The following is a 14783-nucleotide window of genomic DNA, read 5'->3' as shown; positions in this document are numbered from 1 at the left end:
GTAACCCGAACCTGACGTGTCCTTAGACACATAAGGTTCTTCGGTTTTCCTTAGAAAGGAGGTGATCCAGCCGCACCTTCCGATACGGCTACCTTGTTACGACTTCACCCCAGTCACTTATCCTACCTTCGACGGCTGCTTCTTTCGTTAGCTCACCGGCTTCGGGTATTACAAGCTCCCATGGTGTGACGGGCGGTGTGTACAAGACCCGGGAACGCATTCACCGCAGCATTCTGATCTGCGATTACTAGCAACTCCGACTTCATGTTCTCGAGTTGCAGAGAACAATCCGAACTGAGATCGGCTTTTTGAGATTTGCTTGGCATCACTGACTTGCTCGCTCTTTGTTCCGACCATTGTAGCACGTGTGTAGCCCAGGACATAAAGGGCATGATGATTTGACGTCATCCCCACCTTCCTCCGATTTATCATCGGCAGTCCCTCTAGAGTTCCCATCGTTACATGCTGGCAACTAAAGGTAAGGGTTGCGCTCGTTGCGGGACTTAACCCAACATCTCACGACACGAGCTGACGACAACCATGCACCACCTGTATTAGTGTCTCCGAAGAGAAGGGTGTATCTCTACACCGGTCACTAGTATGTCAAGCCCTGGTAAGGTTCTTCGCGTTGCTTCGAATTAAACCACATGCTCCGCTGCTTGTGCGGGTCCCCGTCAATTCCTTTGAGTTTCATGCTTGCGCACGTACTCCCCAGGCGGAGTGCTTAATGTGTTAACTGCGGCACCGAAATTCTCCGACACCTAGCACTCATCGTTTACGGCATGGACTACCAGGGTATCTAATCCTGTTTGCTACCCATGCTTTCGTTCCTCAGCGTCAGTTTGTGACCAGTAAGTCGCCTTCGCCACCGGTATTCCTCCTAATATCTACGCATTTCACCGCTACACTAGGAATTCCACTTACCTCTTCACTACTCAAGTCATACAGTTTCTAATGCTTACAGAGGTTGAGCCTCTGCCTTTCACATCGGACTTGCATGACCGCCTGCGAACCCTTTACGCCCAGTGATTCCGGACAACGCTCGCCCCCTACGTATTACCGCGGCTGCTGGCACGTAGTTAGCCGGGGCTTCCTCCTATGGTACCGTCATTATCTTCCCATAGGACAGAGCTTTACGAATCGAAATCCTTCTTCGCTCACGCGGCGTCGCTGCATCAGGGTTTCCCCCATTGTGCAATATTCCCCACTGCTGCCTCCCGTAGGAGTTTGGACCGTGTCTCAGTTCCAATGTGACCGTTCACCCTCTCAGGCCGGTTACTGATCGCTATCTTGGTGAGCCGTTACCTCACCAACTAATTAATCAGCCGCGAGCCCATCTTTGACCGCTAGGCACTTTGATCGATTCGACAGGTGTCAATTCGATGTTATCGGGTATTAATCACCGTTTCCGGTGGCTATCCCCGTGTCAAAGGCAGGTTGCTCACGTGTTACTCACCCGTCCGCCGCTAATCCTCGCTCACGTCACCCCGAAGGGTTCTGTGTGTGATTCATCGCTCGACTTGCATGTGTTAGGCGCGCCGCCAGCGTTCGTCCTGAGCCAGGATCAAACTCTCGATAAAAAGTTTTTGTCCTTAGCTTTCAGTTGTTTCACTGACTTTTCCGCTAAGCTTGCTTGCTTATGATTTTTCGTTTTCTACACTATGTAATTATCTTGGTTCAGTGCTACCTCTTTCGAGACAGCTTGTTTATTATATCGCGGCCGTTTCTCTCTGTCAAGAACTTTTTTCATTTCTTTTCAGCTCGATTGCCGCTGCCGTGTCAACACAGCTTTTATATAATAGGTCTTCTGAAGTGGTTTGTCAAGTTGTTTTTTTCTTTTTCTTTTCAAACCGAATCACCAGTTGACTTTTACTATGATATCATCGTGCTATTCATCTGTCAATAAGTTTTTACACTTTTTTATCAGTTCACCGCGGTTTTTTACAGCGAGTTTGCAATAGAGGGCTGTAAGGTTGTTCTTCACTGTTTTCTCGCTGAGATAGAGTGCTTTCGCAATCACTTTGTTGCTGGCACCTTCTCTAATGTAGGTAATAAAAGCGCGTTCTCTGGGACTCAATGTGTATAAAAGCTCTCTCGCCGCTTTCCGGCTCACCTCTTCGTTTCTGATGTCTTCAGCGGTGTATGATGCGCCTTTGACAACAGCGTTTAAAGCAAGTTCAATGTCCGCCTCGCTGCTCATGAGACTGAGTCGAACGGGACTTGGTGAAGTCAAGGCTTCTATAGTATGTGAAAAGACCACCACGGTTTTCGGCCGAGGGGTGGTCTTTGTGGTTATCAATATCGTGGATGGTAAAGGTTGCGCCGCGGCAGTGTGCCCCAACGCTTCAAATATTGCCTCATAACCTCGCTTTACTACAGGCCATGGCAGATCCACATAGTAGTCCATATTATTTTGCCTTACCTGCACTGTCCCGTTTGAGAAGCTGTACAGGGAGCAGGACAGGTTCATGATTGTCGTCACTTTTTTCGATGATCTTCAAGATGCTACGAATGGCAATGGCGCCGATATCATAATATGAAATCTTCACCGTGGTGAGTTTCGGACGGTAGATGGATCCGATGGCCGTGCCCCCGAAGCCTGTGACAGAGACATCTTCCGGAACTTTGATGCCGTGGTCGACCAGATAGTTGATGGTGTGGATGGCAATTTCATCTTGCGTGGTGAAAAATGCGGTGACACCGTCTTTGACGGCCCCGTCGATCTGCAGCGCCACAGCTTCAATATCAGCTTCGCCAATACCTGCAGTATAGATGACACGACTGCTGCCACCGATGTCTTTCATCGCTTTTTCATAGCCGCGAATTTTGTGACGTTCCTGCGTGCGGTCGATGTCTTTTTGAATGGCCACGGCTGCGATCTTCTTGTGTCCTTCTTCAGCCAGGTAATGAATCATCGCTTCGCTGACGGTTTCGTAATCGATTTGAATACCCAGACCTTCGGAGAAGTCGTAGTATTTATTAACGTTGATAAACGGTATGCGTGAATCTTCTAATTTGTAGATGAGTTTTTGATTGTACGTGGTGGAAATCACGATGATCCCTTCCACTTGTTTTTGGGTGAGCAGTTTGACAAATTTCAGTTCTGCTTCAGCGTCACCAAACGAACTGGAAATTAAAAGGTCATAGTTGTACATACGCCCCACTTCTTCAACGCCGCGCAAGATTCGAGATACGTAGGGGGAACCGATGTCATCGACGATGACTCCGATAACGTTGGATTTTTTCGTGACTAAGCTTCGAGCAATCTCATTAGGGCGATAATCCAACACCTCAATGGCGTGAAGTACGCGGCGACGCGCCTCCGGACTAACAGGTTTTGAATCATTTATCACGCGCGATACGGTAGAGATGGATACATCGGCCATTTTGGCTACATCTTTAATGGTTGAAGTCAAAACAATCCTCCTTTAAATTTCATAAACATGGTCTGTGGCATCGAGCTAATAGTTTTCCTTCACATGGTTGGCAGGTTGCGCATCAAATGAAGGTGTGTCGTCAAAGGCGTGTCGTCTTTCGACTACCGGACGTCATTCACACTGCCACAAAGAGGCCGCCTACAAACCGTAACAGTCTCTTGCCGACCATCAACCGACCCCGGTCCACACCTCGTCTGAGGCAAACGGCGGTGACACGTTCCTATGTAAAGCGCTCGCCCCAACCGCAGTCCCCGAGATGTCATTTAACTGCCCTGACGACACAAGTGACTCGAGTTCTAAGCTCTTTTCAGCTTGCTCATCGCCGAATTAAAGATCGGCAACGATAGTTTATACTCTTATTATAACAAGGTTTTCCCTTTTGGGGAAAATTTTTCACACAGACGCAAAAAAAGCGAAACTCTTTTCGAATTTCGCTTTCATGTTTCCGTGCGTCTTAACTTCTAAGGAAGACATCGCGCAGAGCTTCTAAAACTTCTCTGAGGATATAGAAGTAGTCTACGACGTTGTTAGCATTTAAGGACACAACCTTCGCCGTATCGGACACGGAATCCGTCACATTAGAGATCGTGCTGGTGAGTTTTAATGCCGTATGATCTACCGAACGGGAAATGTCGTCCACAGTATTGGTGATGGTGCCTACTGTGCCTACGAGTTTTTCCACTTCCGGACGAGCTACTACGACAAGCTCGGTAGCTTCACCACTGATCAGATTGATGTTGTCAGTGATTTCCACAGCGTTGGTGGTTAGGGATGGAATTTTCTTCATGGTATCGTCGATGACTTCTTGATTGTTTTCTATCGTGTCGTTGATTTTCTTAACGATACCCAGTACATTTTTTAAAACGAGTATGAGGTAGATTAAAACACCAGCTCCCGCCAAATAGAGTACAATTCTGAGTAAATCATGAAGTGTAATGGTCGCTTGCATGTTAACCTCCTAATTACTTATTCTTTTTATCTTCAACTTTCTTTTGTGTCTTGTCGACATCTTTTTTAATTTCTTTAGCGGCGTCTTTGACGTCTTCAGCCACTTTGCTCACACCATATTTCAGGTCGTTCTTCACATCGTTGGCACCGTCTTTAACAACTTCAGCGACATCTTCGTTTTCGTATTTGACTTTTTTCGCATCTTCACGAACGATTTCGCCAATGGCACGGCCTTTTGCCTTTGCTACTTCAATGTCGTCGGCGAGTTCAGCAGACTTTTGTTCTGCTTTTTCTTTCAAGTCACTGTAAGTTTGTTTAATTTTTTCTTGAGCTTGGAAAGCTTTGAATTGGAGTGAATCTGCAGCATCTTGGCCGGCAGCTTCCAAATATTCTTTGGTTTCCATAGCTTTTTCGCCAATTTGTTCACGAGTTTTTTCACCGGATTGCGGTGCAAAGAGAATGCCCAGGATAGCACCTACGGATGCTCCGGCAACGACTTTACCTAAATCTCTGGCTTGGCGTTTCAGTTGTGCTTCACGACGTCTGTCTTCTAAATAATCAAATAAACTCATCTTTATCTCTCCTTTTTTCGATGAAATTCAGTTTCTTTGTTGATCATTATATACCCGAAAAGCAATAGCTCAATCATATTTTTTTCACAGTGTGACTATATTGACATCAAAAAAACACCGGAAGCCTGCCGGTGTCTGTCAAATACTGTATAAAAAAGCTCCACAGGGGCGTGACCCATTAATTCAGACCCGCCCCATCGTTAGGTGGGTGGACTGATAGATGATTGCTAACTTCCTGCCAGGCAGGCCTGTTATCCTCACCTACGCTGTCCCCCGGATCTTCTTTGTCGGTTGAATTAAATGAGCTGAATGCGCTTCCCGTAGAGTATCTTTATTATACCTCACCGCACTGAGATTTTCAATTCTTTAAGAGTGCCCGCATATCGGCCGGTAATGTCGCCTTGACCATCACCCATCCCGAACGAGGTGTCTTGAGCTTCAAACTGAAGGAGTGCAAGGCCTGACGGGGCAATCTGTCGTCTGTGCCGTAAAGTGTATCGCCAAGAATCGGATGGCCCGCATGTGCCATATGCACCCGAATTTGATGTGTACGTCCGGTGTAGAGACGCAGCTGCACCAAGCTGTAATCGTCAAAAGATTTCAATACTTTCACCCCAGTTTGAGACGGCTTGCCGTCAGGATGGACAATGCGCCGCACGCCGTCCTCAGCACGCAATATCGGTGCATCGATGAGACCGTCCTCCGGTGTACCGAGAACCAACGCCAGGTAGTCTTTTTCCACATGCGTACGAAACTGTTTGGCTATCAGACTGTGGGCATAAGGATTTTTCGCCACAATGACCAGTCCTGACGTGTCCCGATCCAAGCGATTGACGAAGCGTGCTTTGCGCTTGAGATGAATACGTTCGAAGTAACCCAACGTCGCATTGAGCAGCGTCCCTTCCAGATCGTCACGGGAGGTGTGCGTCACCATAAACGGCGGTTTATTGATGACCAAGACATCCTGATCTTCATAGACAATGTCAATGGGCACATGCTCGACACTGCCGTTTGGTGCTTCATCTTTGAAGTCCACTCGCAGTTCATCGCCGGGGACAAGTGACACGTTGGTGGTGGTCTGAACACCGTTTTTATAAATCTGTCCGTGTTCAATGGCGCTTTTTAAAAAGCGGGACGAAATATGTGTTTTTAAAAAAGCTTTCTGTTTTGTCTCACGATCCGCAATGAAATATAAGCTGTCCATGATTCCTCTTTCTCTTTATCTTTTATAATTTTTATTATATCATTGTTTTATATGAAATTACGGAAAATACATGGAGGCTACTTTGAGCGAAAAAATTATCAATATTGTTTCCAACTCGAATTATGATTCACGGCGAACCACCTCCAAACTGATTCAGCTGCTTTTGGATGCCGGCTACACACCGACAACCAAGTTTTCCGATGAGGCTGAACTCACGGTGTGCATTGGTGGCGATGGCTCTTTTATCAAGGCCGTCCACAAAAATAATTTTTCAGATATTCCCTTTGTCGGTGTCAATACAGGGCACTTGGGTTTTTTTCAGGAAATCAGCCCGGATCATCTGCCCGAGTTTGTCGACAGCTATAAAAACGGTCATTACGAGGTCGAAGAAATCAAAGCCTTAGGTGCGGAAGTCTTCACTCAGAAAAAAAGTTTCATTTTAAATGCGATTAATGAAGTCGTACTCCGAGCCGACCACTCAAAGATTATTCACTGCAACGTCTTTATCAACCGCGCGCATTTGGAAAAATTTTCCGGCGACGGTCTGTTGGTCTCCACACCCGCAGGCTCCACAGCCTATAACTTTTCCAATAACGGCGCCATCATTCACCCTTCCATCAACGTCCTGGAGCTCACGCCTATCGCACCGGTACACAGCATTGCCTACCGTTCATTGAAGAGTTCGGTGGTCGTGCCGGGTAACTACGTCATCTCATTGGTGCCGGAGCGCCGCTATGCTTCATCAAATCTGCTCCTCGTCGACGGCGAAGAGTTCAGCTTCAAAGGACTGAAACGAGTGAATCTGCGCATGAGCGGTAAGACCATCAAAAAACTCACCTTTGCCAACGAGTCCTATTGGGATAATGTAAAGAGCAAATTTCTTTAAGAAGCCCTCGGCTTCTTTTCTTTTTATCACGACCACATAAGGAGGTTACTATGGAGGCACTGTTTTTCGGCAAAGGCCATGAGCCTGCCACGATAGCACTCAATCAACTGAACAAACACGCACTGATAGCCGGCGCAACAGGCACAGGAAAGACTGTGAGCTTGAAAGTTTTAGCAGAACAGCTCAGTGCCCAAGGCGTCCCTGTGATTCTCTCCGACGTGAAAGGAGATCTCAGCGGACTGACACGCCCCGGCACGACGAACCCCGACATCGACGAACGACTCAAGACCGTCGGCACATCAGACTTTGTCTTTCAAGGTTATCCCACACGATTTTGGGATACAGCCGGCCTCAAAGGTCTCCACTTAAAAGTCACCGTATCAGATATGGGCCCGCTGCTGCTCGGTCAAATTCTGGAGCTGAACGAATCCCAGTTAGCGCACCTGATTACCGTCTTTAACATCGCAGATGACGCTGGACTGTTGCTTTTAGATTTCAAGGACTTAAAAGCCATGCTTCAATTTGTCATCACACACCGCAAGGACTTGGAAGCGAACTACGGCGCGCTGACCACCGCCAGTTTAAACGCCATTGACCGACGCCTGATCGTAGTGGAACACGACGGCGCCGATGCCTTTTTCGGTGAACCGCCAGTAGATATTGGGCACTTTTTTGAAACCCGTGAGGGTTTGGGCACCATCAACATCATCCAAAGTCAAACCCTTATCGCACATCCGACCCTCTATAGTATGTTCATGCTCTATATGTTATCCGAACTTTTTGAACAGCTCCCTGAAGTGGGCAATCCTGACAAGCCGAAGCTCGTCTTTTTCTTTGACGAGGCACACCTGCTTTTTGACAATGCCCCGAAAGCTCTGCTCCAAAAAATCGAACAAGTTGTCCGTCTCATTCGCTCCAAAGGTGTGGGAATTGTCTTTGTGACACAAAACCCTCTCGATGTGCCGGACGCCGTGTCATCACAGCTCGCCACACGGATTATTCACAACCTTCGCGCCTATTCTCCCAAAGAACAGAAAGCGGTGCGTGCCGTGGCAAAAACCTTTCGCCCTCGCGACGGTTTGAACACTGAAGATGCCTTGTCCCGGCTCGGCACCGGCGTCGCCCTCTTCTCCACCCTAGATTCAGACGGCGCACCTAGTCCTGTCGATGTCGTGACCGTAGCGCCGCCTCATTCATCCTTTGAGCCTCTCACCGACACGGCATTGGAACAAACCGTAAAGAATGACCCGCTCTTCCATCACTACGCCGAGAGCGTTGACAGAGAGTCAGCTTACGAATATTTAAAAGCACGTGCACAACGGACCTCCAACTCGGCGAAAAAAACACCACAGCGAGGCGGCGCCTCCATCCTCGACAGTGTGGCCTCCTCCTTTACCCGAAGTATTGCCCGCTCCATCGGCTCATCCCTCGCACGAGGACTTATGGGATCCCTGCGCAAACGCTAAATGGTGATAAACACACCCCGCATGAACTGACCCCCTAAAGTTGGATCAAGAATTCCATCTTTAGGGGGTTTTATATCCTTATCTAAGCCTTGGCATTCAAAATGAAAATAGTCGCAGCGCGTTTTTGAAACTTCTTTGCCATGATGAGACAAGAAATTCCCCTAGCCAAATCGACGACAGCTACGAAAAATTAGAAACAACCGTTACAGACTACATCCGCTCCTACCACAAAGAACGAAGTAAAAAACCCTTGGATAGGTTAAGTCCTGTTGTCCATCATCAGCCGTAAAAAGCCTCAGTCCAGCCCTTAGATAAACAAAAAGAGAGATACGTACCAGTGTACGTATCTCTCTAGGCCGACTGTTTAGTTCCACACTAATGGCTTCATTTTTAGAACCAAAAACTCCACGCAAAGACGTCTTTATGAACGAAGTATCCCCTGCTTCCATTGATAAGAGCGCAGTATAGTACAATAATACTCTTGTCAGGTTTCATGCCCCTGCTGGAGCTGTCGGACTAACGTTCAATGTCTCCGAACTAAAAAACACAGTTTACAGTATTTTTCTTAATTCATTTCGAAAAATTTTTAAAAATGAACGACAAAATAATACTAAACCCAAATAACATCTAAAGAACCGCAGCCACTTTAGCTAAATACATATTTTCATAATATGTTGGATACTATGATTAAAACAGCTCCTATAAGATAAATGATGACACGTAAAGAACGCTAAGAATTTATTATTCATAAAATAAATCTCCTCATCCAACTGAGAACTTTACTATTTTAATTCTAAGCACGGTGTGTTTTCATTATCCCAAGTCAGGAAAATCCAGTTGCCGTAAAGCTTCAAATAAAATAATATTCGCAGCGTTGGCTAAGTTTAAACTCCTGCGAAGCGACGTGACCATCGGGATCTTCACGCAGTGTTCCGGATGGTTAAACAAGATTGATTCCGGAATCCCCCGTGTCTCTGGACCAAACATAATATAGTCACCGTCATGATACGTGACGTCGGTATAGTTGTTGGGCACTTTGGTCGTGGCATAGTAGATGGTTGCATCCTGATTTTGTTCGCAAAAATCGGCGTAGGAATCATAGACGGCGAGATTTAAATACGGCCAGTAATCCAGACCGGATCGCTTGAGATATTTGTCATCAATGGAAAACCCCAGCGGCTTAATTAAATGAAGTTTCGTATCGGTCAGTACACAACTGCGAGCAATAGCTCCGGTATTGTGTGGAATTTCCGGCTCATAGAGCACAATGTTAAGCATGGTTGCCTCCTAAAATAGTTTCAGCTGCTTTGATACCGTCCACCGCTGAGGATACGATGCCCCCGGCGTAGCCGCTTCCCTCTCCACAAACGTAAAGATTGGCTACGCCCACAGCACGTCCGAACCCATCGCGCACCATGCGCACAGGACTTGAGGAGCGTGTCTCCACACCACTTAAGACAGCGTCAGGATCATCAAAGCCGTGTAACTGCCGTCCCATGGCAGTCACACTTTTAATAATCATCTCATCAATAACCGGCGGATAAATACCTCTGAGGTTCGTAGCGACCCATCGTTGTGCCGTAGGCTCTACACCGGCAAAACGTGTCGTCGGAACATTGTCGATAAAATCGCCAAGGCGCTGTACCGGCACTTTGCCGCCCCCAAGGGCGTAAGCCTTTCGCTCCATCTCCCGTTGGAAATCCATTCCGGCCAAAACACCCTCACCAAAAATCTCACTGTCCACCGTGACAATAAGGGCGCTGTTGGCATTGTCGCCGCTGCGCTTGTGATAGCTCATCCCGTTGACACACAGATGTCCGGCCTCACTGGAGCTGTCAATGACATACCCGCCCGGACACATACAAAACGTATAGGCCCCATGATTCAACACCTTATCATTATAAGTTAGGGCGTAGCTTGCCGGAGGCAGAGACCGGCGACTCTCCACGTGATATTGAGCGCGGTCCACCATTGTCTGGCGATGTTCAATGCGAAATCCCACGGCAAAAGGCTTACTCTCCATGGCGATTTTGTCCTTAAGCCAGGCGAATGTCGCCCGAGCGCCATTGCCCAATGCAAGCACTACCTCATGAGCGGGATAGGCCGTATCATTAATCGTGTAACGGGTCACCTGTCCGCTTTCCAGAGTCAAATCCGTAAGCTTAGCGTGATAGTGAATAGCGCCGCCGTGATCACGAATATAGTCTCCCATGGACATAATGATACCTCGCAGAAGATCCGTGCCGATATGGGGTTTCGCCTCATAACTTATAGCTTCCGGCGCCCCGTGTTCCCTGAAAATCTCAAGCACCTCCCGAACCCTCGGATCCTTCGACCGGGCAGTGAGCTTCCCATCGGAAAATGTACCGGCGCCCCCTTCTCCAAAGGCCACATTGGAATCCTCGTTCAGGCCACGGCCTGCCAGGAGTGCGTCCACATCCTTAGTTCGTGTCAAGATGTCGGCACCTTGTTCATAAAGATCCACCGCCACCCCGTAAGTAGTGAGAATATACGCCGCAAAAAGGCCGGCGGGTCCGGCACCGACAACGGCTACATGCTTCGGGCGACGTGTCACATCAATAGTGAAGTCGTCCTCCTCATAGATCTGTATATCTTTATTTTTTAAAAGCGCCGCCGTGGCATCCCGATCCACCACGACAGCGGTGTTGTAGACGATACCTTTTCTGGCATCAAGGCTCTGCCGATAGATGTGAAACGGGACGTGTTGCTCACGCAGCAGCCGATCAACCTTTTTTTGAATGGCCTCCCGAGTGCCTGAAGCCGTTCGAATGTTATTAATTTTAATCACTGTGCTCTCCTGATTTTGAAAAAAATAGTAGCTTCACAGCTACTATTTTTCGATGTCTTATTCTATTTTATAGGCACGCCTTGTAAATCTCAAGCACATCTTCTTCATTCATATCGACAAAGCCGTGAATAGTGCCCTTAGTGTGAACCAGGCACGCTGCCGCCATCGCTTCAAGCTGCGTATCATCAATACCCACATCCTTCAAGTGCATTGGGATCCCGATACTTTCAAAGAAGTGGTAGAGCGCATCGATGGCGGCGTCGGCCGCTTTCATCGTGTCGGATTCAACAAGGCCGAAGACTTGCCGACCCATGCGTGCAATTTTCGGCGCTGTCGTCTCATCCAGGACGTGACGCAACCACCGCGGAGTTAAGATGGCAAGGCCGACACCATGAGTGATGTCATAAAATGCGGACAGCTCGTGTTCCATAGGATGCACACTCCAAGCTGTCGGTTTGCCGGTGTCGATCAGACCGTTAATTGCCCACGTGCCAGCCCACATAATATTGGAACGCGCCTCATAGTTATCCGGCTCCTGTAATGCCACAGGGCCGTAATGCACACAAGTTTTCAAAATGCCTTCAGCAAACGAGTCCTGCATAAATGCATCGTCATAGACAGTAAAGTAGTTTTCCATGGTATGGCTCATAATGTCGGCAAGCCCTGCCGCAGTATGCCACGGATTGACACTATTGGTATAGGCCGGATTTAACAATGAAAATTTCGGTTGCACCAAAGGCGTTCCCCAACCCAATTTTTCTTGGGTATCAGGATTGGTAATCACAGAACCTGAGTCCATTTCAGATCCGGTAGCGGATAACGTCAGAACGGACCCGAGCGGCAGGGCACGTTCCACTTTCGCACCATGTCCCTTTGTGACGATATTCCAGGGATCGCCGTCATAATAGAAACCTGCACAGATAAGCTTGGCACAATCAATCACTGAACCGCCCCCTACAGCAAGGACAAAGTCCACCTGGTTGTCACGCGCAAGACGAATGCCTTCTCTTGCCGATGCCACACGCGGATTCGGCTGTACTCCGGAGAGCTCCGTCACAGTTAAGCCGCCGTCAAGAAGCGCCCCTTTAATGTCATCATACACACCGTTGGTCTTAATACTGCCGCCTCCGTAAACCATAAGCACACTGTCGCCATACGTTTTAATTTCTTCAGCGATACGATGAGCATGATCCGTGCCGAAAAATATTTTCGTGGGATTATGATAGATAAAGTCCTTCATGTTAACCTCCGTAATTCCTTGCACATTGTGCTGTATTGAATAGTCTATTCTTACCCAATCTTATTTCGATTGTCGTTCCAACGCCTCCCAAATACCATTCAAATACGTCAACCCCAACGCTCTATCATATAACCCGTATCCAGGACGACCTGTCTCTGCCCAAATCATACGCCCATGATCGGGCCGAATATAGCCGTCAAATCCGCCATCAAACAAAGCCTTCATGATGGCATACATGTCCAAACTGCCTTCTGAAGTCAAGTGCGCCGATTCATAAAATTTGTGTTCCCCCTCAAATTTAATATTGCGCCCATGTGCACACGCCACACGATCTTTTTTTACAAACTCTGTAATAATGGCAGGTAAATCATTATTCTGATCCGAGCCTAACGACCATCACTCAGATTTTGAAGCCCTTAACGAAGTTGATTATCCAACGATGTTACACTTATCAATTCGCTAACGTTGTACACGTCCGGACGCGTCACCCTGCACTAAATTTTCCACTTCATTTCTAGAGACCAAATTAAAATCACCTTTAATAGTATGCTTCAAAGCCGATGCCGCCACACCAAATTCAAGTGCCTCTTCCGCAGTCTTCCCATCTAACAAGCCGCAAATTAATCCCGCCGCAAAAGAATCGCCGCCGCCAACACGGTCAACAATACGCAAATCATATTTTTTAGATTGATAGAACGTATTACCGTCATAAATGATAGCTGACCATCCATTATCCGATGCACTGTAAGATTCCCGCAAAGAACTTACCACGTGGGTAAAATTAAATTCTTCCCTCATCTGTTTAAAAATAATTTCATACGCCGCACTATCCACTTGCCCTTGCGTCACATCCAGTCCTTGAGGAGTAAAACCTAAACATAGCGAGGCATCTTCTTCATTGCCTATGCATACATCCACATATTCCATTAACTCTCGCATGACTTGCTGGGCTTGTTGCGGCGTCCATAATTTCTTTCGATAGTTAAGATCAATACTGACTGTAGCTCCAGCTTTTTTGGCAGCTACCATTGCAGCTTTAGTAATTTCAGCGCCCTGTTTTGAAATGGCGGGCGTAATGCCTGAGGTATGAAACCAATCCGTTCCTTCAAAAATGTGGTCAAAATCAAAATCTTTGACCTCGGCCATAGCAATGGCACTGTTCGCACGATCATAAATAATTTTTGAAGGCCGCGCTGAAGCACCGGTTTCTGAGAAATAAATGCCAATCCGTTCTCCCCCGCGAATAATCTCGGACGTATTGACGCCATATCGCCGCAATGCGTTGACGGCCGCTTGTCCAATCTCATTCTCAGGCAGCTTGGTGACATAACAAGAATCAAATCCATAATTTGCAAGGGACACCGCCACATTGGCTTCACCTCCGCCATAGATAGCATCAAATTGATCAGCTTGCACAAACCGTTCATAACCTGGGGTGGATAATCTCAACATAATCTCCCCTAATGTGACCACTTTTTTCATTTCCGCACCTCTCTTATAGCTTCAAGATAAGCCTCCGCCTTACCTGCAATGTCCTCTTTGGAACCGCTGACAAGATTAGATCCCACACCTACTGCAAACACCCCTCTTCTGAACCATTCATCAATATTTTCAAGGCTTACTCCTCCGGTGGGCATGAGATTGACGTGAGGCAATGGCCCGTGTACTGCTTTGATATAATCCGGACCTACTGCCGAGCCCGGGAATACTTTAATAACATCCACCCCATATTCCAAGGCCTTCAGTATTTCATTCACCGACAAACACCCCGGCATATACGGAACTTGATAGCGATTACAAAGTTTAGCTACGTCCTCATCAAAGGCCGGTGACACAATAAATTGAGCGCCCGCCATAATAGCCAAACGAGCTGTGACAGCATCCAAAACTGTCCCAGCACCGATAGTGGCCCCTTGTAATGACGATTGTAATGTTTTTAAAACCTCTATAGCATTGGGAATCGTAAATGTAATTTCAATGATATCTATGCCGCCGTCAATACACCCCTCGGCATATTCAAGGGCTTCTTCTGCACTGTTACCTCGAACAACAGCGACAATTCCTAAGTTTTTTATTTTTAACAAAGTATCTAATTTCGACATGATTGACTCCTTAAAATTTAAATTGATACTAAACTTTTAAACACTATCTGTCTTTAACTGCAAGCCTTTCTAATTTCACGACCGTTTCATTTTTACTTATCTTCTCCCAAATCGACTCA

General features: G+C 47.2%; 14 protein-coding genes, 1 rRNA gene and 1 other RNA gene. 3 read left to right on the top strand and 13 right to left on the bottom strand.

Annotation, left to right across the window (positions count from 1 at the left end; translation table 11 throughout):
- Positions 1–54: 54 nt before the first annotated feature.
- From O6R05_RS01295 to O6R05_RS01265, 7 genes are all read right to left on the bottom strand, one after another.
- A 16S ribosomal RNA gene (locus O6R05_RS01295) occupies positions 55–1580 on the bottom strand.
- Between the two features lie 308 nt (positions 1581–1888).
- Positions 1889–2407 carry a helix-turn-helix transcriptional regulator gene (locus O6R05_RS01290; protein ID WP_271191752.1) on the bottom strand — a complete coding sequence of 173 codons (519 nt, stop codon included), beginning with the start codon at positions 2405–2407 and terminating at the stop codon, positions 1889–1891.
- 1 nt (position 2408) lies between these two features.
- Positions 2409–3416, bottom strand: a complete 1008-nt coding sequence (locus tag O6R05_RS01285) for a LacI family DNA-binding transcriptional regulator (protein WP_271191751.1) — start codon at positions 3414–3416, stop codon at positions 2409–2411.
- A gap of 475 nt (positions 3417–3891) precedes the next feature.
- Positions 3892–4386 carry a hypothetical protein gene (locus tag O6R05_RS01280; protein WP_271191750.1) on the bottom strand — a complete coding sequence of 165 codons (495 nt, stop codon included), beginning with the start codon at positions 4384–4386 and terminating at the stop codon, positions 3892–3894.
- 13 nt (positions 4387–4399) lie between these two features.
- On the bottom strand, positions 4400–4957 hold the full coding sequence (locus O6R05_RS01275; protein WP_271191749.1) for a YtxH domain-containing protein: 558 nt from the start codon (positions 4955–4957) through the stop codon (positions 4400–4402).
- A 153-nt stretch (positions 4958–5110) separates the two neighbouring features.
- A non-coding RNA gene (ssrS, locus tag O6R05_RS01270) (6S RNA) lies at positions 5111–5287 on the bottom strand.
- 28 nt (positions 5288–5315) lie between these two features.
- Complete coding sequence (locus O6R05_RS01265; RefSeq protein ID WP_271191748.1) at positions 5316–6161, bottom strand: RluA family pseudouridine synthase; 846 nt, start codon at positions 6159–6161, stop codon at positions 5316–5318.
- Positions 6162–6243: 82 nt separating this feature from the next.
- Here O6R05_RS01265 and O6R05_RS01260 point away from each other — a divergent pair, with 82 nt between their 5' ends.
- The 3 genes from O6R05_RS01260 (at position 6244) to O6R05_RS01250 (ending at position 8802) form a co-directional block, all read left to right on the top strand.
- Complete coding sequence (locus tag O6R05_RS01260; protein ID WP_271191747.1) at positions 6244–7047, top strand: NAD(+)/NADH kinase; 804 nt, start codon at positions 6244–6246, stop codon at positions 7045–7047.
- A 50-nt stretch (positions 7048–7097) separates the two neighbouring features.
- On the top strand, positions 7098–8513 hold the full coding sequence (locus O6R05_RS01255; RefSeq protein WP_271191746.1) for a helicase HerA-like domain-containing protein: 1416 nt from the start codon (positions 7098–7100) through the stop codon (positions 8511–8513).
- A gap of 124 nt (positions 8514–8637) precedes the next feature.
- Positions 8638–8802, top strand: coding sequence for an IS3 family transposase (locus tag O6R05_RS01250; RefSeq protein ID WP_271191745.1), 165 nt, complete (start codon positions 8638–8640; stop codon positions 8800–8802).
- A 524-nt stretch (positions 8803–9326) separates the two neighbouring features.
- Here O6R05_RS01250 and O6R05_RS01245 read toward each other — a convergent pair.
- From O6R05_RS01245 to O6R05_RS01220, 6 genes are all read right to left on the bottom strand, one after another.
- Positions 9327–9791, bottom strand: a complete 465-nt coding sequence (locus tag O6R05_RS01245; protein WP_271191744.1) for a tRNA (cytidine(34)-2'-O)-methyltransferase — start codon at positions 9789–9791, stop codon at positions 9327–9329.
- The gene (locus tag O6R05_RS01240) at positions 9784–11322 is read right to left on the bottom strand and encodes an NAD(P)/FAD-dependent oxidoreductase (protein WP_271191743.1); all 1539 of its coding nucleotides are present in this window, start codon (positions 11320–11322) and stop codon (positions 9784–9786) included. Before O6R05_RS01240 ends, O6R05_RS01245 begins: the two co-directional genes overlap by 8 nt.
- Positions 11323–11389: 67 nt before the next feature.
- The gene (locus O6R05_RS01235) at positions 11390–12562 is read right to left on the bottom strand and encodes an iron-containing alcohol dehydrogenase (RefSeq protein WP_271191742.1); all 1173 of its coding nucleotides are present in this window, start codon (positions 12560–12562) and stop codon (positions 11390–11392) included.
- Positions 12563–12622: 60 nt separating this feature from the next.
- Positions 12623–12916, bottom strand: a complete 294-nt coding sequence (locus tag O6R05_RS01230; RefSeq protein ID WP_271192278.1) for a mannonate dehydratase — start codon at positions 12914–12916, stop codon at positions 12623–12625.
- 105 nt (positions 12917–13021) lie between these two features.
- Positions 13022–14044 (bottom strand): sugar kinase, encoded by a 1023-nt coding sequence (locus tag O6R05_RS01225; protein WP_271191741.1) that lies wholly within the window; start codon positions 14042–14044, stop codon positions 13022–13024.
- A complete protein-coding gene (locus O6R05_RS01220) occupies positions 14041–14664 on the bottom strand; it encodes a bifunctional 2-keto-4-hydroxyglutarate aldolase/2-keto-3-deoxy-6-phosphogluconate aldolase (RefSeq protein WP_271191740.1) in 624 nt (207 codons plus the stop codon). The genes O6R05_RS01225 and O6R05_RS01220 overlap by 4 nt, the downstream gene beginning before the upstream one ends.
- Between the last annotated feature and the right edge of the window lie 119 nt (positions 14665–14783).

Source organism: Peptoniphilus equinus (genome assembly GCF_027921445.1).
Taxonomy (GTDB): Bacteria; Bacillota; Clostridia; order Tissierellales; family Peptoniphilaceae; genus Peptoniphilus; species Peptoniphilus equinus.
The sequence above is the reverse complement of the archived record's forward strand: the minus strand, read 5'-3'. Positions and strand labels throughout refer to the sequence as shown.

Excerpts from the sequence above, each read along its gene's own strand:
- O6R05_RS01225 (WP_271191741.1), bottom strand. The coding sequence starts at position 14,044 with ATGAAAAAAGTGGTCACATTAGGGGAGATTATGTTGAGATTATCCACC.
- O6R05_RS01290 (WP_271191752.1), bottom strand. The coding sequence starts at position 2,407 with ATGGACTACTATGTGGATCTGCCATGGCCTGTAGTAAAGCGAGGTTAT.
- O6R05_RS01245 (WP_271191744.1), bottom strand. The coding sequence starts at position 9,791 with ATGCTTAACATTGTGCTCTATGAGCCGGAAATTCCACACAATACCGGA.
- O6R05_RS01275 (WP_271191749.1), bottom strand. The coding sequence starts at position 4,957 with ATGAGTTTATTTGATTATTTAGAAGACAGACGTCGTGAAGCACAACTG.
- O6R05_RS01280 (WP_271191750.1), bottom strand. The coding sequence starts at position 4,386 with ATGCAAGCGACCATTACACTTCATGATTTACTCAGAATTGTACTCTAT.
- O6R05_RS01220 (WP_271191740.1), bottom strand. The coding sequence starts at position 14,664 with ATGTCGAAATTAGATACTTTGTTAAAAATAAAAAACTTAGGAATTGTC.
- O6R05_RS01255 (WP_271191746.1), top strand. The coding sequence starts at position 7,098 with ATGGAGGCACTGTTTTTCGGCAAAGGCCATGAGCCTGCCACGATAGCA.
- O6R05_RS01265 (WP_271191748.1), bottom strand. The coding sequence starts at position 6,161 with ATGGACAGCTTATATTTCATTGCGGATCGTGAGACAAAACAGAAAGCT.
- O6R05_RS01235 (WP_271191742.1), bottom strand. The coding sequence starts at position 12,562 with ATGAAGGACTTTATCTATCATAATCCCACGAAAATATTTTTCGGCACG.